Annotated in this window: 19 protein-coding genes; 6 read left to right on the top strand and 13 right to left on the bottom strand. The window is 74.1% G+C overall.

Features of this window, described 5'->3' with window-relative positions:
• Positions 1–153: 153 nt before the first annotated feature.
• The 8 genes from BLU82_RS04650 to BLU82_RS35910 form a co-directional block, all read right to left on the bottom strand.
• Positions 154–1,113, bottom strand: coding sequence for a type IV toxin-antitoxin system AbiEi family antitoxin domain-containing protein (locus BLU82_RS04650; RefSeq protein ID WP_092616245.1), 960 nt, complete (start codon positions 1,111–1,113; stop codon positions 154–156).
• 180 nt (positions 1,114–1,293) lie between these two features.
• Positions 1,294–1,977, bottom strand: coding sequence for a response regulator (locus BLU82_RS04645; protein WP_092616242.1), 684 nt, complete (start codon positions 1,975–1,977; stop codon positions 1,294–1,296).
• Complete coding sequence (locus BLU82_RS04640) at positions 1,974–4,475, bottom strand: DUF4118 domain-containing protein (protein WP_092616239.1); 2,502 nt, start codon at positions 4,473–4,475, stop codon at positions 1,974–1,976. Before BLU82_RS04640 ends, BLU82_RS04645 begins: the two co-directional genes overlap by 4 nt.
• Positions 4,472–5,062: a potassium-transporting ATPase subunit KdpC gene (gene kdpC, locus BLU82_RS04635; RefSeq protein ID WP_092616237.1), complete on the bottom strand. Its 591-nt coding sequence runs from the start codon at positions 5,060–5,062 to the stop codon at positions 4,472–4,474. Before kdpC ends, BLU82_RS04640 begins: the two co-directional genes overlap by 4 nt.
• A gap of 7 nt (positions 5,063–5,069) precedes the next feature.
• Positions 5,070–7,172: a potassium-transporting ATPase subunit KdpB gene (gene kdpB / locus BLU82_RS04630; protein ID WP_092616235.1), complete on the bottom strand. Its 2,103-nt coding sequence runs from the start codon at positions 7,170–7,172 to the stop codon at positions 5,070–5,072.
• Complete coding sequence (gene kdpA, locus BLU82_RS04625) at positions 7,169–8,830, bottom strand: potassium-transporting ATPase subunit KdpA (protein ID WP_092616233.1); 1,662 nt, start codon at positions 8,828–8,830, stop codon at positions 7,169–7,171. The genes kdpB and kdpA overlap by 4 nt, the downstream gene beginning before the upstream one ends.
• Positions 8,830–8,919, bottom strand: a complete 90-nt coding sequence (gene kdpF / locus BLU82_RS04620) for a K(+)-transporting ATPase subunit F (protein ID WP_046768830.1) — start codon at positions 8,917–8,919, stop codon at positions 8,830–8,832. The genes kdpA and kdpF overlap by 1 nt, the downstream gene beginning before the upstream one ends.
• Complete coding sequence (locus BLU82_RS35910; protein ID WP_255367101.1) at positions 8,916–9,050, bottom strand: hypothetical protein; 135 nt, start codon at positions 9,048–9,050, stop codon at positions 8,916–8,918. The genes kdpF and BLU82_RS35910 overlap by 4 nt, the downstream gene beginning before the upstream one ends.
• Before the next feature lie 219 nt (positions 9,051–9,269).
• On the opposite strand from BLU82_RS35910, the gene BLU82_RS04615 reads away from it, so the two are divergent.
• From BLU82_RS04615 to BLU82_RS04605, 3 genes are read left to right on the top strand one after another with little or no spacing between them, the layout of a single operon-like run.
• Positions 9,270–10,235, top strand: coding sequence for a hypothetical protein (locus BLU82_RS04615; RefSeq protein WP_157740577.1), 966 nt, complete (start codon positions 9,270–9,272; stop codon positions 10,233–10,235).
• Positions 10,232–11,530 (top strand): sensor domain-containing protein, encoded by a 1,299-nt coding sequence (locus BLU82_RS04610; protein ID WP_092616229.1) that lies wholly within the window; start codon positions 10,232–10,234, stop codon positions 11,528–11,530. Before BLU82_RS04615 ends, BLU82_RS04610 begins: the two co-directional genes overlap by 4 nt.
• On the top strand, positions 11,527–12,741 hold the full coding sequence (locus BLU82_RS04605; protein ID WP_092616227.1) for a sensor histidine kinase: 1,215 nt from the start codon (positions 11,527–11,529) through the stop codon (positions 12,739–12,741). Before BLU82_RS04610 ends, BLU82_RS04605 begins: the two co-directional genes overlap by 4 nt.
• Positions 12,742–13,253: 512 nt before the next feature.
• Here the strand turns inward: BLU82_RS04605 and BLU82_RS04600 are convergent.
• Positions 13,254–13,811, bottom strand: coding sequence for a TetR/AcrR family transcriptional regulator (locus tag BLU82_RS04600; protein WP_092616225.1), 558 nt, complete (start codon positions 13,809–13,811; stop codon positions 13,254–13,256).
• 132 nt (positions 13,812–13,943) lie between these two features.
• Here BLU82_RS04600 and BLU82_RS04595 point away from each other — a divergent pair, with 132 nt between their 5' ends.
• Complete coding sequence (locus BLU82_RS04595; RefSeq protein WP_197682739.1) at positions 13,944–15,359, top strand: MFS transporter; 1,416 nt, start codon at positions 13,944–13,946, stop codon at positions 15,357–15,359.
• 1 nt (position 15,360) lies between these two features.
• Here the strand turns inward: BLU82_RS04595 and BLU82_RS04590 are convergent, their stop codons facing one another.
• From BLU82_RS04590 to BLU82_RS04575, 4 genes are all read right to left on the bottom strand, one after another.
• Positions 15,361–16,485 (bottom strand): lysylphosphatidylglycerol synthase domain-containing protein, encoded by a 1,125-nt coding sequence (locus BLU82_RS04590; protein ID WP_157740575.1) that lies wholly within the window; start codon positions 16,483–16,485, stop codon positions 15,361–15,363.
• 125 nt (positions 16,486–16,610) lie between these two features.
• The gene (locus BLU82_RS04585; RefSeq protein WP_092616221.1) at positions 16,611–18,500 is read right to left on the bottom strand and encodes a LamG-like jellyroll fold domain-containing protein; all 1,890 of its coding nucleotides are present in this window, start codon (positions 18,498–18,500) and stop codon (positions 16,611–16,613) included.
• A 478-nt stretch (positions 18,501–18,978) separates the two neighbouring features.
• Positions 18,979–21,903 carry an FtsX-like permease family protein gene (locus BLU82_RS04580; RefSeq protein WP_157740573.1) on the bottom strand — a complete coding sequence of 975 codons (2,925 nt, stop codon included), beginning with the start codon at positions 21,901–21,903 and terminating at the stop codon, positions 18,979–18,981.
• Between the two features lie 777 nt (positions 21,904–22,680).
• On the bottom strand, positions 22,681–23,349 hold the full coding sequence (locus BLU82_RS04575; protein ID WP_370246306.1) for an ABC transporter ATP-binding protein: 669 nt from the start codon (positions 23,347–23,349) through the stop codon (positions 22,681–22,683).
• A gap of 348 nt (positions 23,350–23,697) precedes the next feature.
• Here BLU82_RS04575 and BLU82_RS04570 point away from each other — a divergent pair, with 348 nt between their 5' ends.
• Positions 23,698–24,297 (top strand): PadR family transcriptional regulator, encoded by a 600-nt coding sequence (locus BLU82_RS04570; protein ID WP_092616212.1) that lies wholly within the window; start codon positions 23,698–23,700, stop codon positions 24,295–24,297.
• Positions 24,298–24,604: 307 nt separating this feature from the next.
• Positions 24,605–25,252: a response regulator transcription factor gene (locus BLU82_RS04565; protein WP_092625437.1), complete on the top strand. Its 648-nt coding sequence runs from the start codon at positions 24,605–24,607 to the stop codon at positions 25,250–25,252.
• Positions 25,253–25,279 lie beyond the last annotated feature (27 nt).

Genomic DNA, 25,279 nt, shown 5'->3' with positions numbered 1-25,279 from the left:
GGGTCCGATCCTATGGCGATGGGGTGATCCCGCGCTCGCCAGGTGCGAGGTTGCGTCCTTGGCACGCCGGCGCGCTCCACAAACGGGATGAAACGGACGCGACAGGTGCACCCCGGCGTGCCAAGGGTGCTGCCCGGCGTGCCTAGCGGCGCCTCAGCCGACGGGCGGGACGCCGTACATCCGCGCCGCGACCCGCGACTGGCGCACGACGCGAGCCCGCACGACCTCCGGCCGGGCCATCGCCTCGGCCGCCGTCCAGCGGACGACGACGTAGCCGGCCTCCTCGATCCGCAACTGCCGCGTCTTCTCGTCGACGAGCACGTTCTCGTGGTCGGGCCGCAACGGGTCGGCGTACTTCACCCGCCCGTCGACCTCGCCGACCAGCCGGTGCCGCCGCCAGAGGAAGTCGGCCCGCACTCCGCCGGCGCCATGGCCGACGATCCAGGCGTTGCAGGCCGGCAGCGGGAGCCCGGCGGTCACGAACCCGGCGTACGAGACGGATTCCGCGGGCGACTCGCGGGCGCCGTCGGCGTGCGTGGCGACGAGCACCGCGCGGCTGCCGGACGGCCAGCCGGACTGGCGCTCGGCGACGCGGCGCAGTTCTTCGGCGGTGGCGATGCCCGCCCTCAACGCGGCGTCGGCCAGCACCAGCCCGGCAGCGAAGCCGTGTTCGCGGGCGACGTCCAGTGCCGTGCGGGCGGGCGCCGTCACCGGCACTCCGTTGATCAGCAGCACGTCCGCCTCGTCGACCCCGGCGGTGCGCAGCCGCATGCCGGGGTAGGCACGCCGGCCGTGCGGGCGCCGGGGCAGCGAGAACCGGAGCTGCCGCGGCTCGCCGTGCGGCACGGGCAGGCCGGCGATCACGGCCGCGGAGTACCCCGTCGCCCAGCCGCGCCGGCCGAGTGCGAGCCAGGCCGCGCACGCCTCGACGACATGCCGGTCGGCCGGTCGCCGCGCGCTGGCCCGCCACACGGCGCCGTCGCAGTAGACGCCGCGGCGCAGACGAACCAGCCGTCCGGTCGCGACGGCGTGCCGCTGCGCGCCCGCGCTCATGCCGCGAGCGCGCAGCTCCGCGATGGTGCACACCCCGGCCACGCCGATCCGTACGGTCACGTCGGCCCAGCCTGCCCGAGTTCACCGATGCGTGCGTTTCGCTGTCCACAGGCCCGGGCATCGTGCGCCTCGCTGTCCACAGGCCCGGCCTTGGCACGCCGGCGTGCTCCACAAACGGGACGAAACGGGCGCGGCAGGTGCACCCCGGCGTGCCAAGGGTGCGCCCGCCGTGCCAAGGCGTCACGGCTCGAACCGGTAGCCCATGCTCGGCTCGGTGATGAGGTGCACCGGGTGGGACGGGTCGGGCTCCAGCTTGCGCCGCAGCTGCGCGGTGTAGACGCGCAGGTAGCCGGTCTCCTTCGAGTACGCCGGCCCCCAGACCTCCCGCAGCAGCTGCTGCCGCGACACCAGGGTGCCGGCGTTGCGGACCAGCACCTCCAGCAGGTGCCACTCGGTCGGGGTCAGGCGGACGTCGGCGCCGGACCGGGAGACCTTCTTCCGGGCGAGGTCGATGGTCAGCTCGCCGGCGGTGACGACGGCGTCACCGCCGGCGACGGGCAGCGAGCGGCGCCAGGCGGCGCGCAGCCGGGCCAGCAGCTCCTCCATGTCGAACGGCTTGGTGACGTAGTCGTCGGCGCCGGCGTCGAGGGCGCGCACCTTGTCGGCGGAGTCCTGCCGCGCCGACAGCACGATGATCGGCACGCTGGTCCAGCCGCGCAGCCCGGCGATCACGTCGATGCCGCTCAGGTCCGGCAGCCCGAGGTCGAGCACGACGACGTCGGGGTGCCGGCGGGCGGCGGCCTCCAGCGCGCCCCGTCCGTCGGCGGCGGTGACGACGTCCCAGCCGCGCGCCTTCAGGTTGATCGCCAGCGCCCTGGTCAGCGCCGGGACGTCGTCGACGACGAGGACGCGCGGGCCGGTCACGAGGCACGCTCCAGCGGCAGCCGCAGCACCATCGTCAGTCCGCCGCCCGGGGTGTCGTCGGCCGTCAGGGTGCCGCCGAGCGCCTCGACGAAGCCGCGCGCCACAGCCAGCCCGAGACCGACCGATCCGCCCGTGCCGGCCGTGCTGTCGCCGAGCCGCTGGAACGGCCGGAACATCGACGCCTTGCCGGCCTCGCCGATGCCCGGGCCGCGGTCGACGACGCGCAGCTCGACCTCCGACCGGATGACGGCCGCCGACACCGTCACCGGAACCCCGGCCGGCGAGTAGCGCACCGCGTTCTCCACGACGTTGGCCAGCGCCCGCTCCAGCAGCCCGGCGTCGGTCGTCAGCAGCGGCAGCGACTCGGGCACGTCCAGCACGACCGTGCCGGCCGGCACCGACGCGACCGCCCGTGGCACGACCTCGTCCAGCGCCGCCGGCCGCGCGACCGGGCGGACGGTGTCGGTCTCCAGCCGGGACAGATCCAGCAGGTTGTCGATCAGCCGTTCCAGCGAGTCCGTCGCCGAACCCACCGTGGCCAGCAGCTCGGCCTGGTCGGCGGGGTCGAACACGACGTCGTCCTGGCGCAGGCTCGAGACGCCGGCCTTGATCGCCGCGAGCGGGGTGCGCAGGTCGTGCGAGACGGCGGCCAGCAGCGCCGTGCGGATGGCGTCGCCCTCCTCCAGCCGGCGCGCCTCCTCGGCCCGCTCGCGCAGCCGTTCCCGCTCCAGCACGGCGGTGGCGTGCGCGGCGAACGCCTCCAGCATGCGGCGGTCGCCGGCCTCGAGCACGGGCCCGCGCAGCGCGAGCGCCAGCGTGTCCGAGATCATCACCTCCGACGACCCCTCCTCCGGCGACGCGCACGGCCGCCCGCCCGCGCACTCGATGGTCGTCCACCGTTCGTGCGAGTCGTGCCGCTCCAGCAGCGTCACCGACTCCATCCCGAACCGCTCGCGCAGCCGCTCGAGGATCGCCAGGACGGTGTTCTCGCCGCGCAGCACCGACCCGGCCAGCGCGCTCAGCGTCTCGGCCTCCGAGCCGGCCCGCGAGGCCTGGATCGTGCGCCGGGCCGCGAGGTCGACGACCGACGCCACCCCGACCGCGACCAGCAGGAACACCAGCAGGGCGAACGCGTTCTGCGGGTCGGCGATGGTCCATTCGTAGTACGGCGGCGTGAGGAACCAGTTGAGCAGCAGGCTGCCGACCACGGCCACCGTCACCGCCGGCCACAGCCCGCCGATCAGCGCGACGCCGACGGTCAGCGACAGGAACATCATGATGTCGATCGGCAGCTCGTGGATCTCGCGCAGCCACACCAGCACGGCCGTCAGCGCGACCGGGCCGACCAGCGCCGCCACCCAGGCCAGCACCCGCCGGTTGCGGCCGAGCACCTCGGCCCGCTGCGGCAGCGTGCCCTGACCGGCCCGCTCGTGCGTGACGACGTGGACGTCGATCGGCCCGGACTCGCGCACGACGCGGGCGCCGACGCCCTCGCGCATGGACAGCAGCCAGCGCGGCCGGCGGCTCACGCCGACGACGATCAGGGCGGCGTTGACGCCGCGGGCGAAGTCGAGGATCGCCTCGGCGACGTCCTCGCCGACGACCTGGTGGAACGTCCCGCCGAGCGTCTCGGCCAGCGCGCGCTGCTTCTCCAGCGCCCCAGGCGGCGCGCCGCTGAGGCCGTCGCTGCGGGACACGTGGACGGCGACCAGCTCGCCGCCGGCGCCCCGGTTGACGATGCGGGCGGCGCGGCGCAGCAGCGTCTCGCCCTCGGGCCCGCCGGTCAGCGCGACGACGACCCGCTCGCGGGTGTGCCACGGCGCCTCGATGCCCTCGTCGACGCGGTATTTCTCCAGCGCGTCGTCGACCCGGTCGGCCAGCCAGAGCAGCGCCAGTTCGCGCAGCGCCGTCAGGTTGCCGACCCGGAAGTAGTTCGCCAGCGCCGCGTCGACCTTCTCCGCCGCGTAGACGTTGCCGTGCGCGAGCCGCCGGCGCAGCGCCTCCGGCGACATGTCGACCAGCTCGATCTGCTCGGCCCGGCGCACCACCTCGTCCGGGATCGTCTCGCGCTGCGTCACGCCGGTGATCGAGGCGACGACGTCGTTCAGCGACTCCAGGTGCTGGATGTTGACGGTCGTGATGACGTCGATGCCGGCGGCCAGCAGGTCGTCGACGTCCTGCCAGCGCTTCGCGTTCACCAAGCCGGGCACGTTGGTGTGCGCCAGCTCGTCGACGAGCGCGACCTCGGGGCGGCGGTGCAGGATCGCCCCGAGGTCCATCTCCTCGAACGCGGTGCCGCGGTACGTCACCGTCCGCCGCGGCACCACCTCGATGCCGTCGAGCAGCTCGGCCGTGTGCGGCCGGCCGTGCGACTCGACCAGCCCGGCGACGACGTCGGTGCCGCGCGAGCGGCGCCGATGCCCCTCCGAGAGCATGTCGAACGTCTTCCCGACGCCGGGGGCGGCGCCGAGGTAGACCCGCAGCCGTCCACGTGTCATGAGCCGCCGAGTTCCTCCAGCGCGAGGTTCAGCTCGAGCACGTTGACCCGCTCGCCGCCCAGGAAGCCGAGCACCCGACCCTGGGTGTGGTCGTCGACCAGCTCCTGGACCTCGGACGGGTCCAGGCCGCGGGCCGCGGCCACCCGGTCGACCTGGATCCCCGCGTAGTCCGGGGAGATGTGCGGGTCCAGCCCGCTGCCCGACGCGGTGACGGCGTCCGGCGGCACGGCCGCGGGGTCGACGCCGTTCTCCTCGGCGACCGCGGCCCGCCGCTCCTCGACGGTGGCCAGCAGCTCGGTGCTCTCGGGGCCGAGGTTGGAGCCGCCGCTGGCGAGCGTGTCGTACCCGTCGCCGGCCGCCGACGGGCGCGGGTGGAACCACTGCTCGCCGTCGAACGGCTGCCCGATCAGCGACGACCCGACGACCTCGCCGTCGTGCGTGACCTGCGAGCCGTCGGCCTGGTGGCCGAAGGCCAGCTGCGACACGCCGGTGACGGCCAGCGGGTAGGCCACGCCGAGGACCACGGTGAACAGCAGCAGGACGCGCAGTCCCGCCCAGCTCTGCCGGAACAGTCCACTCAGATTCACAGGAGATTCACCCGATTCCAGGGATCGCCGACACCAGCAGGTCGACGAGTTTGATGCCGATGAACGGGACGACGATGCCGCCGAGCCCGTACACCAGCGCGTTGCGTTGCAGCATCGCCGCGGCGGACAGCGGCCGGTACCGGACGCCGCGCAGCGCCAGCGGGATCAGCGCGACGATGATCAGCGCGTTGAAGACGACCGCCGACAGGATCGCCGACTGCGGCGTCGCCAGCCGCATGATGTTCAGCGTGTCCAGCTGCGGGTACACGACGGCGAACATCGCCGGGATGATCGCGAAGTACTTCGCGACGTCGTTGGCGATGGAGAACGTCGTCAGCGCGCCGCGCGTGATGAGCAACTGCTTGCCGATCTCGACGATCTCGATCAGCTTCGTCGGGTCGGAGTCGAGGTCGACCATGTTGCCGGCTTCTTTGGCCGCCGACGTGCCGGTGTTCATCGCGACGCCGACGTCGGCCTGGGCTAGCGCGGGCGCGTCGTTGGTGCCGTCGCCGGTCATCGCGACCAGCCGGCCGCCGGCCTGCTCGCGCTTGATCAGCGCCATCTTGTCCTCGGGCTTGGCCTCGGCGAGGAAGTCGTCGACGCCGGCCTGGTCCGCGATCGCCTTGGCCGTGACCGGGTTGTCGCCGGTGACCATGACGGTGCGGATGCCCATCGCGCGCAGCTCGTCGAACCGCTCGCGCATGCCGTGCTTGACGACGTCGGCGAGGTGGATGACGCCGAGGATGCGGGCCTCGCCGTCGCGCAGCTCCGCCACGACCAGCGGGGTGCCGCCGGCCGCCGCGACGCCGTCGACCACGGTGTCGACCGCGAGGTCCGGCTTGCCGCCGTGGTCGCGGACCCAGGCCAGGACGGCGCCCGCGGCGCCCTTGCGCACCCGGTGGCCGTCGGCGAGGTCGACGCCGGACATCCGGGTCTGCGCGGTGAACTCCACGAACGTCGCGCCCGGCAGCTCGCCGGTGTGCCGTTCGCGCAGCCCGTACTTCTGCTTCGCGAGGACGACGACGGAGCGGCCCTCCGGCGTCTGGTCGGCGAGGCTGGCCAGCTGGGCCGCGTCGGCGAGCGCCAGTTCCTCCACGCCGGAGACGGGCAGCAGCTCGACCGCCTGCCGGTTGCCGAACGTGATGGTGCCGGTCTTGTCCAGCAGCAGCACGTTGACGTCGCCCGCGGCCTCGACCGCGCGCCCGGACATCGCCAGCACGTTGCGCTGCACCAGCCGGTCCATGCCGGCGATGCCGATGGCCGAGAGCAGCGCCCCGATCGTCGTCGGGATCAGGCAGACCAGCAGCGCCACCAGCACGATCATCGACTGCAGCCCGCCGGAGTAGCCGGCGAACGGCTGCAGCGTCACGACCGCCAGCAGGAAGATGATGGTCAGGCTGGCCAGCAGCACGTTCAGCGCGATCTCGTTCGGCGTCTTCTGCCGGGCCGCGCCCTCGACCATCGCGATCATCCGGTCGACGAAGCTCTCGCCCGGCTTCGCGGTGATCTCGACGACGATGCGGTCGGACAGCACCTTCGTGCCGCCGGTGACGGCGCTGCGGTCGCCGCCGGACTCGCGGATGACCGGGGCCGACTCGCCGGTGATGGCCGACTCGTCGACGCTGGCCACGCCCTCGACGACGTCGCCGTCGCCGGGGATCACCTCACCCGCCTCGACGACCACGAGGTCGCCGAGCGTCAGGCTGGAGCTGCTGACCACCTCCTCGACGCCGTCGACGAGGCGCCGGGCCGGGGTCTCCTGCTTGGTGGCCCGCAGCGTCGCCGCCTGGGCCCGTCCGCGCCCCTCGGCCACGGCCTCGGCCAGGTTGGCGAAGAGCACGGTGATCCACAGCCAGATCGTGATCCACCACGAGAACGTGCTCGGGTCGGTGATCGCCAGCACGGTGGTGAACACCGCGCCGATCTCGACCACGAACATGACCGGCGACTTCAGCATCCGCCGCGGGTCGAGCTTGCGGACCGCGTCGGGCAGCGAAGCCACCAGCTGGCGGGGGTCGAAGTGACCGGCGCCGACCCGTGGCGCGCTCGCGGCCGGCGGGGCCTGGACGCTCGTCACAGTCTGCTTCCTTTCGGGTTCGAGAACGGTCATGCCAGTGCCACCGCGATCGGTCCCAGCGCCAGCGCCGGGAAGAAGGTCAGGCCGGCCACGATGATCACCGTCACCGAGTGCAGGCCCACGAACAGCGGACGGTGGGTCGGCAGCGTCCCGGCGGTCACCGGGGTGGGCCGCTGCCGGGCCAGCGCGCCGGCCAGCGCGAGCACCAGCACGATCGTCGTGAACCGGCCGATGAGCATGGCCAGCCCGAGCGCGGTGTTGTAGTACTCGGTGTTCGCGGAGAGCCCGGCGAACGCGCTGCCGTTGTTGTTCGCGCCGGAGGCGAACGCGTACAGGATCTCCGACAGCCCCTGCGGCCCGTCGTTCAGCAGCGACGACCTCGTCGTGTCGGTCGACGCCGCGATGGCCGCGCCGATGAGCAGCGCGAACGGCATCGCCAGGATGTACAGGGCGACCAGCGAGATCTCGTACCGGCCGATCTTCTTGCCCAGGTACTCCGGCGTCCGCCCGACCATCAGGCCGGCCAGGAAGACGGCGAGGATGGCCAGGACGACCATGCCGTACAGGCCGCTGCCCACGCCGCCGGGCGAGACCTCGCCCAGCATCATGTTGAGCATGACCATGCCGCCGCCGGCGCCGGTGTAGCTGGCGTGCATCGAGTTGACCGCGCCGGTGGACGTCCCCGTTGTCGAGTTCGCGAACAGCGCCGACGCCCAGACGTCGAAGCGGACCTCCTTGCCCTCCAGCGACGCGCCGGCCGCCTGCGGCACCGTCCCCGGGTGGTTGACCTCGGCGGCCGTGACGGCGACCAGCGCGGCGCCCCAGAGCACCGCCATCGCGGCCAGCACCGCGTAGCCCTGCCGCTTGTCCTTCACCATGACGCCGTAGGTGCGGGCCAGCGACACCGGGATCACCAGCAGCAGGAAGATCTCGAGCAGGTTGGTGAGCGCGTTCGCGTTCTCGAACGGGTGCGCCGAGTTCGCGTTGAAGAAGCCGCCGCCGTTGGTGCCGAGCAGCTTGATGACCTCCTGCGAGGCCACCGGGCCGCCGATCAGCGACTGGACGGCGCCGCCCAGCGTCGTGACGTCGTGCGGCTCGGACAGGTTCTGCACGACGCCGCCGGCCACCAGCACCAGCGCGAACAGGAACGCGATCGGCAGCAGGACGCGCACGACGCCGCGGGTGAGGTCGACCCAGAAGTTGCCGAGCCGGTCGGTGCGGTTCCGGGTCAGCCCGCGGATCAGCGCGATCGCGACCGCGAGGCCGACCGCCGCGGACAGGAAGTTCTGCACCGTCAGGCCGGCCATCTGGGCGGTGTAGCCGAGCGTGGACTCGCCCGCGTACGACTGCCAGTTGGTGTTCGCGACGAACGACGTCGCGGTGTTGAAGGCGAGGTCCGGCGCCATGCCGTCGAAGCCGAGCGACATCGGCAGCAGGTCCTGCAGCCGCAGGATCGCGTACAGCAGCAGCACCGACACCGCGGAGAAGCCCAGCACCGAGAGCAGGTAGGTGCTCCAGCGCTGGTCCGCGTCCGGGTCCACCCGGACGACCCGGTAGAAGGCGCGCTCGACGGCGAGGTGGCGCGTCGACGTGAACACGCGTGCGATGTGGTCGCCAAGCGGCCGGAACGCCACGGCCAGCAGGGCGAGGAGGAGGGCGATCTGCAGCAGGCCCGCCGCGGTGGCGCTCATCAGAACCGCTCCGGGAAGAGCAGGGCCGCGAGCAGGTACCCGACCAGCAGCACGGCCACGATCAGGCCCACGACGTTCTCGGCGGTCACTGGCCGGCCTCCTGCTGCGTCGCGTCGGCGTCGACGCCGTGGCGCCGTCCGAGCCGGTCAACGCCCGCACCGAGAAGGGCCGTCACGACGAAGAAGAGCACCGTGAGGCCGATGAAGGCGACGTCTTGCATGGACACCCCTGAGGGAAGCTCAGGCCCCGCCGATCGGGGCCAGCATGGGTACACAACCACCAGAACGTGCTGGTCGGAGCGTGGTTAGCGGCCTCTTAGCGGCTGTGGGCCGGTGTCTTCACGGCCCGTTAGCGCCGCGGCGATGGTGGGGCTGTCCCCACCATCGAGAGTGGAGCGTGCCGCGCTGTGCCGGCGGCCGCCGGCGACCAGGCTGGAACCGTGCCCTCCACCGCCCCGCCGGCCCGGTTCGCGACCGTGCTCGGCCTGGCCGCGGTGGCGCTCGTCGCCGCCCTGCACTGGGTGCTGCCGGTCACCGATCCGCAGACCGGCCGGGTGACGACGGCGGCCGCGGCGGCCCTCGTGCTCGCGGCGCCGCTCGCGCTGTTCGCGGCCGGCATCGCGGGGTGCGGCGGGCCGGCGGCGATCGCGCGGCCGGCGCTGCCGTTCGCCGTCGTCGCGCTGCCGCTGATCGACGGCGCGGCCCGGCTGCTGTGGCTGCCGGCCGCCCTGGCGGCGCTGACGCTGCTCCGGCCGGCGCTGGCGCGGCTGCACGCCCGATGGCGTGGCGCCGAGCTCGCGGCCATCGCCGTCGCGGCGCTGCTGGCCGACCTCGCCGTGGCGCCGGTGGCGGTCGTCGCGGCCGTGTGGCTGGCGGCGTACCAGGCCGGGCTGCTCGTCCGGGCCGGTGCGCTGGACCGGCTGCGTCCCCGTCACGCGCTGATGGTGGCCGCGGCGGGCGCGACGGCGGGCGCGTGCGGCCTGGTGCTGGCCGCGTTCTCGGGCCGCGACCCCGGTGCGCTGCCGTCCGCGTCCGTCCTGCTCGGCTGCACCGCCGCGCAGCTGGGGTTGGCGCTGGCGGCCCGGCCGCCGATCGACCGGTGGACGTCAGGCGCGCCGGTGGCCGCCGGGCTGGCCTGGCTGGCGCCGCGCCTGGTCACCGTCCACCTCTGGCAGCTGCCCGCGGTCGCGCTGGTGGCCGCGGCCGCCGTCCGCGTCGCCGGGTATGTCCCGCCCGAGACGTTCGACGCGCGCTGGCGGTCTGACCTGCCGTGGTGGCTGCTCTGCTCGGCCGCCGCGCTCGCGACGGCGGTGCGCCTCATCGGCCGGGTGGGGACAGCCCTACCCCGAACTCACGGGCTGACCGGCTCGTCTACCCTGCAAGCACACGGAAGGCTGGAGGCATGAACACGCAGATCACCGACCGGCCCAGGGCCGGCTGGCGGCAGGTCCCCCGCGACCTCGCCTACCTGCTGCCGGGGCTCCCCATCGCCATCGCCTCCTTCACGATCATGGTGACGGGCTTCTTCCTCGGCCTCGGGCTGTTCGTGCTGGCCTTCCTCGGGCTGATCGTGTGGATCGCCATGTTCGGCGCCGCCCGCGGTTTCGCCGTCGCCGAACGAGCGCGCGTCGCGCTCATGGAGGACCGCCCGGTCGGCCCGGCCTACCACCGTCCGGCGTCCGGCAAGGGCCTGGCCCGGCTGTTCAGCTTCCTGCGCGACCCGCTGGCCTGGCGCGAGTGGGGGTTCGGCATCCTCATCCTGCCGATCCGCTGCTTCACCTGGAGCATGACCATCGCGTGGACGGCCGCCGCGCTGGGCGGCACCACGTACGCGCTGTGGGAGTGGTCGCTGCCGCGCGACAACGAGGAGAGCGACACGCTGGCCGAGCTGATCGGCCTGGGCGACGGCCGGCTGGCTGACGTCGCGCTGAACACCGCCATCGGCCTGGTCTTCCTGGCCACGCTGCCCTACCTGCTGCGTGCGTTCGCGCTCACCGAGTCGTCGCTGGTCTGGGCCATGCTGACGAACGAGAACGCGGCGCTGCGGGCCCGCGCCGACGAGCTGAGCCGCAGCCGTACCGCGGTCGTGCAGGCCGAGGCCGACACCCTGCGCCGGGTCGAGCGCGACATCCACGACGGCCCGCAGCAGCGCCTCGTACGGCTCACCATGGACCTCGAGTCCGCCCAGCGCCGGTTCGACGACGACCCCGAGGCCGCGCGGCCGCTGCTCGAGGGCGCCGTCACGCAGACCAAGGAGGCGCTGGCCGAGCTGCGCGCCGTGTCCCGCGGCATCGCCCCGCCCATCCTCACCGACCGCGGCCTGCCGGCCGCCCTGGCCGCGGCCACCGCCCGGTGCCCCGTCCCGACCACCCTCGACGTCGGCCCCGACCTCGCCGAGCGGCTGCCGTCGGCCATCGAGAACGCCGCCTACTTCGTCGTCACCGAGTCGCTGACGAACGTGGCGAAGCACTCGCAGGCGGCGCGCTGCGCGGTCTCCGTCGTCCGGGTCGACGACGTCCTGCACGTCCAGATCGCCGACGACGGCCGCGGCGGCGCCCACCTCGGCAAGGGCCACGGCCTGGCCGGTCTCGCCGACCGCCTCGCCGGCGTCGACGGCCGCCTCGACATCGTCAGCCCGCCCGCCGGCGGCACCACCGTCAGCGCCGAGCTCCCGATCCCGGCCGCGAGCACCGCCCGATGAGCGACGACGCGACCCGGCCCCGGGTGACCTGGCGGCAGATCGGCCGTGACCTCGGCTACCTGCTGCCGGGCCTGCCCATCGCCATCGCCTCGTTCACGCTGGCGATCGTCGGGTTCTTCCTCGGCATCGGGCTGATCGTGCTGGCGTTCATCGGCCTGATCATCCTCATGGCGACGCTGCTGACGGCGCGCGGGTTCGCCCGGGCCGAGCGGGCCCGGGTCGGCCTGATGGAGCGGCGCGAGGTCGGACCGGTGTACTACGCGCCGGCTCGCGAGCGCGGGCTGTCGCGCGTGCTCGAGGTGCTGCGCGACCGCCAGTCGTGGCGCGACTGGCTCTACTGCGTGCTGATCCTGCCGGTGCGGGTGTTCACCTGGTCGGTGACGATGGTGTGGCTGGGGCTGACCATCGGCTTGTCGCCGCTGATCGCGCTGTCCTGGGTCATCGCCGGCGGCGGCGGGTTCCGCGGGCTGCCGCTGGCGCTCGCGCACATCCTGCGCGGGGTGGCCGTCCTCGAGTCGTCGCTGGTGTGGGGGCTGCTGACGAACGAGACGGCGGCGCTGCGGGCGCGCACCGAGCAGCTCAGCCGCAGCCGCCAGTCCGTCGTCGCCGCCGAGGCCGAGATGCTGCGCCGGGTCGAGCGCGACATCCACGACGGGCCGCAGCAGCGCCTCGTCCGGCTCACCATGGACCTCGAGTCCGCCCAGCGCCGCTTCGACGACGACCCGCAGGCCGCGCGTCCCCTCGTCGAGGAGGCCGTGCAGCAGACCAAGGAGGCACTGGCCGAGCTGCGTGCCGTGTCGCGCGGCATCGCCCCGCCCATCCTCACCGACCGCGGCCTGCCCGCCGCCCTGGCGGCCGCGACCGCGCGCTGCCCCGTCCCCACGACGCTCGACACCGACCTCCTCGACGGCGAGCGGCTGCCCCCGGCGGTCGAGAACGCGGCCTACTTCGTGGTGACGGAGTCGCTCACCAACGTGGCCAAGCATGCCGACGCGTCCGCCTGCTCCGTCTCCGTCCTCCGCGCCGGCGACGCCCTGCACGTCCAGGTCGCCGACGACGGCCGCGGCGGAGCGCACCTCGGCAAGGGCCACGGCCTCGCCGGCCTCGCCGACCGCCTCGCCGGCATCGACGGCCACCTCGACGTCGCCAGCCCTCCCGGCGCCGGCACCACCGTCTCGGCCGACCTCCCCCTCCCTCCCACCGGCGACTGACCCCGCCGCCCGGACGGCTACGGTTGCGGCGGAGGCGGGCCAGGGATTCGTGGTGCTGCCGCGGCGGCGCGGCAGCGGCGACGGTTCCTCCGACCGGCGCACCACACTCGGGCTGGCTGTGCCCGCCCTTCCCCCGTTCCCCCGACAGCTGCGCATCCTTGGGGCCGGGTGCCTGCGGGTCAAGCGGTCACGCCGGCGTGAAGCGCCCGACAGTCAGGGGACGGCTCACGTCGCCACGTCGGCGAACCGTCGCCATCCAACGAGCGGTCGCACGACAGTGAACCGTCCCACCCAACGAACCCGTGACACCCGACGAACGTGGCACGGCGTCCAGCCGGCGCGACAGTGACCCAACGCACCGTCCGCCGCACCGTCACCGTTCCCTGCTGCCGATTTCCCTAGCCGCGGCACCGCGCCTCAGGTGGCAACCCGTCACAGTTCGCTCGTCGGCCGTCACACGCACATCGGCCGTTGGCTCCGACCAACCGCCGGCCGACACCGTCCGTCGTGCGTCACGCAGGGCGGAGGCCGGCCACCGTCACGGAGAGCAGCCGCTCGAAGGAGTCCGGCGCGGCCTCGGCGGCGACGGCGAGGCCGTGGCCGAGGAGGAGCAGGTCGCGCGGTTCCAGATCGTCGCGCACCACGCCCGCCGACTGCGCCGGCGCCAGGACCGTCGCCGCCGCGTCGCGCATGAGCCGCTTGCAGAGGGCGTAGGTGTCGGAGTCCTGGTCGATCGCCGCCTTGAGCGCGGCGCCGAGGCCGCGGTTGTGCGCCGCGTAGGCGACCTGCTCGCGCAGCCAGGACGTCACGGCGTCGAGCGGCGCGAGCTCGGCGGCCAGCTCCGCCGCCCGCGACGACAGGCGCTCGACGTCGGCGCGGTAGACCGCCTCGATGAGGGCCTCGCGGCCGGTGAAGTGGCGGTACAGGGTGCCGGGGCCGACCTCGGCGCGGCGGGCGATGTCGTCGAGGGGCGCGCCGGGACCGTGCTCGGTGAACGCCTCGCGCGCGGCCGTGACGATGCGCTCGTGGTTGCGGCGCGCGTCGGCGCGCATGGGCCGGGACGTCGTCATCGGCACCCCTCGTCGTGGAAACGGACGATGTCTCCGGATACTCTTGTAAAACCGGAGATCCTCTCCATATGCTAGCTCCCGATAGAAGCGGAGACTCTCTCCGTTTGTCTTTCGACCCCGGGAGCCCCCGTCGTGCCTGGATCCACCCTGCTCACCGACCGCCCGGAGACCGCCGCCCGGACGCGGCCCGGCCTGGTCCTCGTCGCGCTGCTGACCTGCCAGTTGATGATCGTCCTCGACGCCACGGTGATGAACGTGGCGCTCCCCCGCATCCGCGACGACCTCGGCTTCTCGGCCACGGGGCTGTCGTGGGTGATGAGCTCGTACACGCTGGTCTTCGGCGGTCTGCTGCTGCTCGGCGGCCGCGCCGGCGACCTGCTCGGACGGCGCCGGCTGCTGGTCGCGGGGGTCGTCGTGTTCACCCTCGCGTCACTGGCCGGCGGGCTCGCCCACTCCGCTGCCATGCTGGTCGCCGCCCGCGTCGCGCAGGGGCTCGGCGCCGCGATGGCCGGGCCGAGCACGCTCGCGCTGCTGGCGACGACGTTCACCGAACCGCGGGCCCGGATGCGCGCGCTCGCGCTGTTCTCCGGCATGGCCAGCGCCGGCTTCGCGATCGGCCTGATCGCCGGCGGGCTGCTCACGGAGTGGCTGTCGTGGCGGTCGGTGCTGTTCATCAACGTGCCGCTCGGCGTCCTGATCGTGGTGCTGGCGCTGCGGCACGTGCGCGAGCCTGAGCGGCACCCCGCGCGGCTGGACCTGCTCGGCGCGGCGACGGGCTCGGCCGGCATCGCCGCGGTGGTGTACGGCTTCATCCGCGCGGCCTCCGACGGCTGGCGCGACGGCGTCACCGCCGGCTCGCTCGTGGCCGGCGCGCTGCTGCTGGCGACGTTCGTCCTGGTGGAGGCGCGGACGGCGCAACCGCTGCTGCCGCTGCGGCTGTTCGCCGACCGCAACCGCGCCGCCGCGTACGTCAACTTCCTGCTCGGCCCGATGGCCGGCATGTCGATGTTCTTCTTCCTCACCCAGTATCTGCAGGACGTGCACGGCTACGGCGCGCTCACCACCGGTCTCGCGTTCCTGCCGATGGCGGCGCTGGTGTTCGCGACGACGCGGCTGATCCCGGTGCTGCTGCCGCGGTTCGGGCCGAAGCCGATGGCGGTGACCGGCGCGCTGCTGATGACGTCCGGCGTCGCGCTGCTGACGCGGCTCGGCGCCGACACCGGCTACGTGGCCGGGCTACTGCCGTCGATGCTGCTCATGGGCCTCGGCATGGGGCTGGCGTTCGCGCCGCTGAACGTCGTCATCATGACCAGCGTCCCGCCCGCCGACGCCGGAGCGGCCGGTGGCGTGCTGCAGACGATGCAGCAGACCGGCGCGACGCTCGGGCTGGCGATCCTGGTGACGGTGGCCGGCGCGGCCACTCGCGACGCGGCGGCGGGCGCGGCGCCCGCGGAGGTGCTGGTGACGGGCATGACGCACGCGTTCCTGGCGAGCGTCGCGATCGGGGCGACGGCGGTGCTGGTGGCGCTGACGTTCCGGCGCGAGTGACTCAGGGAGCCGCGGCGTCGGGGGCGGGGTCGGGCTCGATGGCCAGGACGACGGCGGGCAGCAGGGCGTGCGGCACGTGCGGCCGCGGCGCCCGGGCCGTGCGGCGGCGCGCCCGGGCCGCGGCCAGCAGCCGGACGACCACCCAGGCCGCCGCCATGACGGCGGCCGCGAGCACCGGCGCGACCAGCACGACGGCGCGGTACAGGAAGACGACGGGCAGCGCCTCGCCGAGCCCGGCGCCGGCCAGCATGAGCGCGCCGATCAGCGCGGTCTCGGCCGAGCCGATGCCGGCCGGGGTCGGGGTGGCGGCCGACAGCGCCGTGCCGGCGAGGTACGCGGCCATGCCGACGCCGATGCTGATCTCGACCCCGAAGCCGACGGCCGCCAGCGCGAAGCCGGTGGCCAGACAGGTCGCGGCGGCCAGCTGGGCGCCCAGCGCGGCCAGCGCGAGCACCGGCCGGGCCCGCACCGCCGCGACGACGTCACGGGCGGTGGCCTTCAGCCGCTGCAGCTTGGTCCGGCGGCTCGGCAGCAGCGTCGTGACGGACGCGGTGACGGGGCGCGCGGCCCGCCGCGCCGCCAGCCGGCGGACCAGGAAGCGCACCGCGAGCACCAGCACGGTCGCCACCACGACGACCGTCAGGAGCCCGCTCCAGCCCTCGCGCAGCCAGGCGACGCCGAGCAGCAGGCCGGATCCGTGCGCCAGCCCGCCCGCCACCGCCCACAGCGCCACCACGCCCGCGGCCGCCGTGTTCGAGGCGCCGCCGCGGTGCAGGGCCGCGACGAACACCCCGGCCGCGCCGACGCCCGCCGGGACGACCCGGTTGGCGACGGTGCCGCCGATGTGCGCCGTGGCCGCGCCGGACCACGTCAGGTAGCCGGAGGCGATGGCCCGCTTGCCGGCGATGGCCGCCACCGTCGCCATGATCCAGAACATCGCGACCAGCAGCGGGACGTACGGATTGCGGCGCATGGACGTGATCAGGTTCGGCAGCACCGAGGGCACGATGATGACGCCCACGACCACCAGGATCGCGAGCACGGCCAGCAGACCGACGACCCGGCGTGTGCTGCCGAACATCGCACGCCGCCGGGTCCGTGTGGTGGTCCGTTCATCGATCGCCACGCCCCTATGGTGACCTACCGAAACGTCCACAGTCTGTAGTAGAGGCGTACAAGTGGCGTCGATCTGCCCTCTCACCTGCACCGTTGACGCGGAAAATTTCTCCGGCGACGCGCCACGGCCGGCCTTCAGCGGTACGGCGTCATGAACTCCGCCGGTTCCAGTGCCCGCCGGCTGATCCGCACGTCGCCCAGGAAGCCGTGGAAGCCCTGCCCGAAACCGAGGTCCCAGCCGGTGGCGCCGAGCGTGAACGGACGGCCGAGCGTCGCGATGCCGTGCGCCGGCTGCTTCGGGTTGCGGGCGATCGGCGAGCCCTCGACCCACACCACCGTCTGCTCCCCGTCGTTGACCACGGCGACGTGGAACCAGCGGCCGATCGGGAGGGCGTGGCTCCACGACGTCGGCGAGGCGTCCTCGACGTGCGGGTAGAGGACGTACTGCAGGAAGCGCTCGGGCGACACGTTGAGGCTGCAGGTCGGCTCGAGCGGCGAGTAGCCGGCCGTCTTGCCCGCGTCGCCGGCCCGGCCCTGCCAGCTGAACACACCCATCCAGGCGTGGTCGCCCTCGAACGGTTCGGGCAGTTTGACGAACAGTTCGATGGTGTAGCCGCCGAGGAACTTCTCGGAATTGATCGGCGCGGCGGCGACGGCCTCGAGGATCGCGCCGCGGTCCGGCGACTTGCCGCCGTCGAAGCGGAGGCTGGCGTGGGCGGGCGCGCCGTCGTGGTGGTCGAGCGAGCGAGTGAGCAGGCCCGGCGCGTCCGAGTGCAGCCGCCGGACGACGAGGTCGTTGCCCTTGCGGGTGAGGTCCTGCGCGACGGCGCCGTCGGACACTGTGACGCCCTCCTCGACCCGGCCGCGCAGCCCGAGGGTGTCGAAGCGCCAGTACGCGACGGTGTCGCGCCCGACCACGCGGGTCGGCGGCCTCGACGGCGGCAGCTCGTCCGGTGCGAAGCCGGCGAACCGCGCGGCGAAGTCGACCGGCAGGCTGAACCGGTCGACGTCGCCGGTGAGCTCGATGACCTCCGCGCCCAGCGGCGGCCGCTCCCCCGCCTCGCGGGTCAGGAACCACGGCGCGAACGTCTCCACGTCGATTGTGTTACGAACCAGATCGAATTGATACAGCCGGATCATGCCGGCGCCGCCGTAGTAGCGGTCCTGGTAGTTGGTGATGTGTACGTGCACGTCGTGGCCGGCGTCGTTGCTGAGGACGGTGCGCCCGGGCGGCCAGTAGTGCCCGCCGAGCGCGAGGACGATCTGGTCCTTGCCGCGGATCAGCCCGTCCCACAGCCGCTGCCCGTGGCCCGACAGCGTCGCCGCGCCCGCGTCGTCGGCGTAGGCGAGGTCGTGGGTGGTGACGATCGCGGGCAGCTGCGCGTGCGCGTCGACGACGCCGCGCGCCCAGGCCAGGCCGGCGTCGGAGACCCGCCAGTCCAGCGCCAGGACCAGCCACTCGCGACCGGCGGCCGGGATGACGTGGAAGCTGTTGTAGCCGTCGGGCGAGCTGCCGCCGAACGTGTCGCTGCCGGCGAACCGGGACGGGCCGAAGGCGCGCAGGTACGGGGTGTCGCCGCGCTGGTCGTTGCCGCCGGGGACGTCGTGGTTGCCGGCCAGCACACTGAACGGCACGACGCCGTCGATCGCCTCGAACGTCCGCCCGGCCAGCTCGATCTCGTCCTGCGTGCCGTGCTCGGTGACGTCGCCGAGGTGCGTCATGAACGCGACGTTCGCGAGGCCGCGCTGCTCGGCGAGGTAGCGGAAGGTCGTCGCCAGCGGCTCCGGGTCGGAGCGGTCCTCGTCGAAGAGGTACTGAGTGTCCGGCAGGACGGCGAGCGCGAACCGCGGGCTGTCCGGATCGAACCCGCCCGGCGCGGGCGGGACGACGGGAGCGGCGGCGGCCGTGGGCGCGCCCGCTCCGGCGACGAGTCCGGGGACGGCGAGCGCGGCGGGCGCCGCGATGGCGCCCTGCAGGAGACGGCGGCGGGCGACGCCGGGACGATCGGCTGGGGTGTCGGACATCTGCGGAACCTCCGATGAGAACACGTGATCCCGCACATCGGACCAATCCGACATGGCGTGAAGGTGTCCGCACCCGCTCCCCCGGACGAACCATGGCCGTCGCGCCCGTGCGGAGGCCCGGACGGGGCTGCGCCGGGACGGCGAGTGCTGCGCAGGCTCCGCTGTGAGGTCGGAGGGGGCAGTGGGTGCTGCGCCGGCTCCGCTTCGCGGCGGTGAAGCATGCCGCGTGCGCTCTTGACGCCGGCTCCGCACCCACCGCCCCCTCCTCCGGCACACACCGCGACCCCGGCGCCGCACCCCGGCCCTTTCAGCCCCTCCGTGCGGTGCCGCGTGCGCTCTTGACGCCGGTTCCGCACCCGCCACCCGCCCGCCTTCCGGCACACACCGCGCTCGCCCGTGCGGCGCCGCGCGCGCAGACCCACCGGCACCTCCGACCCACCGCGGAGCGGGCGCAGCCTCCGCCGGCCTTTCGACGCCCCTAGGCGTCGCGGGTCAGGGTGGACGCGACGGTCATGCGACGCAGGGCGGCGACCGGGACGAGGCTGGCGAGGATCGGGACCAGCGTGCCGCCGACCACCGTCGTCGCGGCGGCGATCAGGAGCTCGGCGCGCAGTTCGCCGGCCAGCCCGGCGGCGATGGCCAGCCCGGCGACGGTGCCGCAGACGGCGCCGGTGCAGCCGATCAGCGCGGCCTCGGCCAGCACGACCCGGCGCACCCGGCCGTCGCCCCAGCCGACGGCCTGGAGGACGGCGAGCTCGGCGCGGCGGTCGCGCACGTTGAGGAACACGACGTCGGCGACGGCGACGCTGGACAGCAGGATCGTCACCAGCACGGCGACGTAGTCGATCTCGCGGGCCCGGACGGAGACCGCGTCGCCCAGCACGGACCCGACGACGGCGCCGTTGAACGCCAGCGTGATGCCGAGCAGCGCCGTCAGCGCGGCGCACCCCAGGGCCACCGACAGCACGCCGAGCCCCGTCCGTCCCGGCGAGCGGACCACGTTGGCCACCGCCAGCGACCGCACCCCGCGCACGACCGGCGGCCGCTGGCCGGGCAGGGCCCGCGGCTGCTGCATGCCCGCGATCGACGGCTTCGACGCCCGCCACGCCGGCCACGCCGCGGCCACCAGTGCGACGAACACCGCCACCGGCACGGCGACGAGGGCGCGCGTCAACGTCACCTCCAGGCCGGTGATCCAGCCGGTCGCCACCGCGACCAGCGCCCCGGCGACGCCCGCGGCGCCGCCGACCAGCAGCACCTCCGCCAGCAGCAGCCGCAGCAGCATCCCGCGGCCCCAGCCGATGCGGCTCAACACCGCCAGCTCGCCGCGCCGCGACCGCGCCGACGCGGCCGACACGTTCGCGACGAACAGCGTGCTCACGGCCAGGGCCAGCACGAACAGCGCCACACTCTTGTGGTCGACGGCCTGCATGACGGCGGCGACGACGCCCTGTTGCATCCAGGTCTCGGCGACCGCCAGAGCCGGTCGGCCGTGCTCGCCGGGCGGCAGCTCGACGGTCTGCTCGGTGGCGGTGCTGCCGAGGACGATGTCGACGTCGAGGCCGGTGGCACGGCGGATCTGGTCGGCGACCAGCCGGACCCGCTCGCGCTCGACCGGGCTGACGCCGGTGACGCCGGCGACCTGGACCCGGATCGCGCTGATCGGCGCCTCCGGGTCGGCCAGCTCGATGCCCGAGCCGGTGAACGTGTCGAGGTCGGAGAGCCGCATGAACGCCGTCGGCGGGCCCAGGTGGTAGGCGGCCGGGCTGCCGGACGGGAGCAGGTTGCGGTCACCGAGCAGCGCGGTGCTGCGCTGGTCGGCCGCGGGCAGGCCGTGCGCGCCGTCGAACCCGGCGGCCTCGAAGTCGCTGGGCTGGAAGACGCCGACGATGCCCAGGTGCGGCAGCAGGTCGCCGGTCTGCGCGTTCGCCGAGCCGGGGTGCGGGCGGACCCGGCGGAACCCGGTGTCGGCGGCCAGCGGCGGCGTCGGCACGTAGCCCTCGACCCGCACCGACGAGCGCCAGGCGTCTTCCGAGTTGTCGACGGTGCGCGGCCGCAGCACCCCGCCGGCGCCGACGTCGTACCTCGTCGGCTCGGTCGTCCAGAAGCTGTCGACGAGGATGTCGACCGGGCTCTCCGCCGCCTGCCCGATCAGCTCCTCGTAGGCGCGGTCGGCGGTGACGGTCTCGGTGCCGACGACCGGGCCGGGGGTCGCGAGCAGCGCGTCGATCTCGTCCAGCGGCAGGCCCTCGGCGAACCGCGCGGCCGCGTCGTCGGGCAGCCGGCGCACCGTCACCTCGGCCTGGGCGTCGACGTGCGGCTGGGCCGCGACGACGACCGGGACCGGAAGGCTGCCGGTGCCGGTGCCGGTGGCGGGCGCGGGGCCGGCCAGCGCCCGCAGCGACGCCGGCACGTCGTCGCCGCCGAGCGCGGCCTCCTGCGCGGGATCGACCGCGGCGACCAGCACCGGGAACGACCACTCGAGCATGACGGTGCGCCGCTGCGGCGCCTGCAGGGTGCGGGTGGCGGGGTCGCCGCCGGGGCGGGTGGTCCAGCACTTGCGGCTGCGCTCGCGGGCCGCGGCGGCCGGCGATTCGGCGATGTCGTCGCCGTACTGGCGGTAAGGGCAGACCAGCACCGTGGAGCCGTCCGGCATCGTCTCGGCTTCGCCGTACGGCTCACCGCCGGCGTTGATCTGGCCGACCACCGCGACGGTGTTCGGGGTGACGTACGAGTACGAGGCGGACGGCTGCTCGATCCGCGTCAGCCCGCGGTCGCTGGTGTAGACGACGTCGGCGACCAGCAGCTCTCGGCCCGCGTCCGTCCTCGGCCCGACGTCGATCGCGACCTGAGTCGCCTTCATGACGTAGCCGACCATCGCGACCGGCGCCGCGACCTCGACGCCGCCGAGCGCCCGGATGGCGTCGTAGTCGGACATCGAGATGCCGCCGAACTGGCCGGACAGCTGATAGGGGCGGACGAGGCCGCGCTCGGCCTCGAGGTCGCTGCGGGTGCCCGGCGGGCGGACGAGGATGTGGTACGGGCTCGGCGCGGCGGCCACCTCGCCGCGCAGCTCCAGCCGCTCGATCTCCGACGCCCCGGTCAGCACCGTGAACACCGACGTCGCCGCGACGACGCCGAGACCGAGCGCCAGCGCACGGCCCCAGTGGGCGCGCAACTGCGCCCGCACCAGCGGCGCCACCCCGGCCGGCCCGTTCCCGTCGCGGCGTCGGAGTCTGCGGAGGACGCGGCTGCTGCCCGCGAGGAGGCGGCTGGTGCGGCTGGGGAGGTCGCTGCCGCTGCTGAGGACGCTGGCGCTGCGGCTGCGGCTGCGGCTGCGGAGGCGACTGAGGCGGCGCCGGAGACGGGCCCGGGTGCCGCCTTGTTCAGCGGGCGGCGGCATCGGCGGGCCCCTCGACCCCGTCTGGTCGGCGGTGGTACGGCCCGCCGCCCTCGTTACCGCTTGTCGGACACCACACGCCCGCCCCACGCCCGGCATCCGCGCCGCGGCCCGGCGGCCACTTGCTCGCGTTGCGCCCGGCGTGCTCGCCGCCGAGGGTTCGGATCAGCATGGCGCCGTACCCCCTGCACGACCAGCGCGGCGGGCGGGAAGGTGAACGTGACGCCACGCAGTACCGGCGCATGGTCGGGAGCGTAGTCGAAGGGGCGGACACACAACCCCCCGCCGACGCCCGTCCTCCCACCGACCGCCGCCTGTTCGGCACCCGCCTGCCCCGCGACCACCGACCACCGTCCGCTGGCCCACCGCCTGCCCCGCACCCGCCAACCACAGGCCTGCCGCCTGCCCCGCGACCACCGACCACAGACCACCGCCCGCCGGCCCACCGCCTGCCCCGCGACCACCGACCACTGCCGGCCCACCGCCTGCCCCGCCCATCACCGCCTGCCGGCCCGCCGTCTGCCCCGCACCCGCCAACCACAGGCCTGCCGCCTGCCCCGCGACCACCGACCACCGCCCGCCGGCCCACCGCCTGCCCCGCCCATCACCGCCTGCCGGCCCGCCGCGTGCCTGTCTGCTGCCGGCCCGCCGCCTGCCCTGCGGTCGCTGGCTCGCGCCCGCCGCCCGCAGAGGCCGTCGCATCTCCACGATCGCCGACCGCACCAGAAATAGGCCGGGCCGGAGCCGGAGTTGATCCGCGATCGGCCCCGAATGGGCCAGTCAGCCGAGACCGGTCGCCCGGCGCAGCGTCTCGTCCGGCTGCGGATCCCACAGCGCGTGATCGGCGACGACCGTGCCGTCGCGCAGGCTGATCAGCCGCGAGCACTGGGCCGCCACCGCCGCCTCGTGCGTCGCCAGGACCAGCGTCATCCCGTAGTCGGCCTGCACCTGCGCCAGCAGGTCGAGCACCTCGTCGCCGGTGCGGGAGTCCAGCGCGCCGGTGGGTTCGTCGGCGAGCAGCAGCTTCGGCCGGGCGACCAGAGCGCGGGCGATCGCCACGCGCTGCTGCTCGCCGCCGGAGAGATCGGCGACGCGGGCGGCGGCGCGGTCGCCGAGCCCGACCGCGTCGAGCAGCTCGCGGGCCCGCTCGTGCCGGTCGAAGCGGACCTGGATCGGCATCAGCGGCACCACGACGTTGTCGAGCGCGCTCAGCTGCGGCAGCAGGTGGTAGTGCTGGAAGACGAAGCCGACGCCGCGCCGGAACGCCGCCGCGGCGCGCCGCGAGAGCTGCTCGACCCGGGTGCCGCCGACCATGACGGTGCCGGAGTCGGGCCGGTCGATGCCGCCGATGACGTGCAGCAGCGTCGACTTGCCGGACCCCGACGGGCCGACGACGGCGACCGTCTCGCCGGCGCGGACGTCGAGCGTGACGTCGACGAGGGCGGGCACCTGCGCGCCACCCTGGCGGTAGAAGCGGGTGACGTCGTTCAGCGAGATGGGCGCACCCGGGAACCGGTCGTGTCCCCCCGACCGGACGTCCGCAGCGTCGCTGGGACCCTGCCGTCTCATCTGATCATCATGACCTTCGGCTCAGCACGACAAACGGCCAGGGCTGATTCTCTCACCCCCGCGCAACCCCACGTGTCCCGAACCGCGCCCGCCGCGGCGTGTCCCGGAGCGTCGATTCGGCCTCCGACCTGCTCCGAGGTGCTGCGCGGTGACATGACAGCCGCCACGACCACGGATTACGTCGCGCGAATGTCGATGGAACGACGTGTTCACCCTTACAGTGATGGTGTGCCGCTTCAGCATGCCGTTCTCGCCCTGCTGGCCGACGGACCCAGCTACGGGTATGAGCTCAAGGCGAACTTCGAGAAGGCCGTCGGACCCCAGTGGGGTGGGCTGAACATCGGCCACGTCTACCAGATCCTCGACCGGCTGCATCGCGACGGCATGGTCAGCTCACACACCGTGCCGCAGGACTCGCGGCCCGACCGCACCGTCTACCTCATCACGTCGGCCGGCCGCAGCGACCTCGACGAGTGGCTGGCCACGCCCACCACCCGCACGTCGGGCTACCGCGACGACTTCATCCTCAAGGTACTAGCCGCCGGACGGCGCGGACCCGACGCCATTCGCGAGGTCTGCCGCATCCAGCACGACTCACGGCTGGCCGAACTGCAGACACTGCGCACCAGCCGGCGCACCCACCAGCACGACGCGCTCGCGGCGCTCACCATCGAGGCGGCGATCCTGCACACCCAGGCCGACCTCAAGCTGATCGAGGCGGTCGAGTCGCGCGCCGACGAGCCGCTGGCGACGGTCGGGCAGGCCCCCGGCGCCCAGGCCAAGGACATCGACGACGACCAGGACCGCAAGGCCCGGCACGCCTCCTGACGCCACCGCACCACACGTTCCCGGCTACATAGCCACGACCAGCCGCCGGAACCGAGCCGGGTCGAGCAGTTGCGCGAGCGGCGCAAGGTGAACCGGCTCTGGACGACGTCGAGCAGAAGCGACCGCGCGCCCGATGTCCAGCGCAGGGTGCCCGGGTGCCCGAGGTCCCGCGCAGGCAACCGAGCGCCCCTTCGGCGCAGGGCGGTTGGCTTCACCCGTGCGCCACCAGGGCGCCGTTCTCGGCTCGGTATGAGCCGGGCGGGGCGCTGCGGGTGGGGCCCGCGGACTGACCTGGCATGCTGTGCGGGTGCGCGTCGTACTTGCCGAGGACTCCCTGCTGCTGCGTGAAGGTCTCGTCCGTCTGCTGGGCGAGGCCGGAGCCGACGTCGTCGACGCCGTCGGCGACGGCGAGACGCTGGTGCGGTCGGTGCAGGAGCACCGGCCCGACGTCGCGATCGTCGACGTCCGCATGCCGCCGACGTTCACCGACGAAGGGCTGCGGGCGGCGCTGTCGGCCAGGTCGGCGGTGCCCGGGACCGGCGTGCTGGTGCTGTCGCAGTACGTCGAGGAGTCGTACGCCGGCGACCTGCTGGCCGACGGCGCCGGCGGCGTCGGCTACCTGCTGAAGGATCGCGTGTCGGCGCTGGCCGACCTCTCCGACGCGCTGGAGCGGGTGGCGTCCGGCGGGACCGTGCTGGACCCGGAGGTCGTGGCGCAGCTGTTCGCACGACGCCGTCGCGACCCGCTGCAGACGCTGACGGCACGCGAACGCGAGGTGCTTGCGCTGATGGCGGAGGGCCGGACGAACGTCGCGATCGCGCGGCTGCTGGTCGTCACGCAGGGCGCGGTCGAGAAGCACATCTCGTCGATCCTCACCAAGCTCGACCTCCCCCCGTCCGACGACGATCATCGGCGGGTGCTGGCCGTGCTGGCCTGGCTGCGGGCCGAGCACTGACACCGTTCGCGACGGCAACACGGTGGT

The organism is Jiangella sp. DSM 45060, from assembly GCF_900105175.1.
Taxonomy (GTDB): Bacteria; Actinomycetota; Actinomycetes; order Jiangellales; family Jiangellaceae; genus Jiangella.
The sequence above is the reverse complement of the archived record's forward strand: the minus strand, read 5'-3'. Positions and strand labels throughout refer to the sequence as shown.

Excerpts from the sequence above, each read along its gene's own strand:
- BLU82_RS04640 (WP_092616239.1), bottom strand. The coding sequence starts at position 4,475 with ATGACACGTGGACGGCTGCGGGTCTACCTCGGCGCCGCCCCCGGCGTC.
- kdpB (WP_092616235.1), bottom strand. The coding sequence starts at position 7,172 with ATGACCGTTCTCGAACCCGAAAGGAAGCAGACTGTGACGAGCGTCCAG.
- kdpA (WP_092616233.1), bottom strand. The coding sequence starts at position 8,830 with ATGAGCGCCACCGCGGCGGGCCTGCTGCAGATCGCCCTCCTCCTCGCC.
- BLU82_RS35910 (WP_255367101.1), bottom strand. The coding sequence starts at position 9,050 with ATGCAAGACGTCGCCTTCATCGGCCTCACGGTGCTCTTCTTCGTCGTG.
- BLU82_RS04610 (WP_092616229.1), top strand. The coding sequence starts at position 10,232 with ATGAACACGCAGATCACCGACCGGCCCAGGGCCGGCTGGCGGCAGGTC.
- BLU82_RS04605 (WP_092616227.1), top strand. The coding sequence starts at position 11,527 with ATGAGCGACGACGCGACCCGGCCCCGGGTGACCTGGCGGCAGATCGGC.
- BLU82_RS04600 (WP_092616225.1), bottom strand. The coding sequence starts at position 13,811 with ATGACGACGTCCCGGCCCATGCGCGCCGACGCGCGCCGCAACCACGAG.
- BLU82_RS04585 (WP_092616221.1), bottom strand. The coding sequence starts at position 18,500 with ATGTCCGACACCCCAGCCGATCGTCCCGGCGTCGCCCGCCGCCGTCTC.
- BLU82_RS04580 (WP_157740573.1), bottom strand. The coding sequence starts at position 21,903 with ATGCCGCCGCCCGCTGAACAAGGCGGCACCCGGGCCCGTCTCCGGCGC.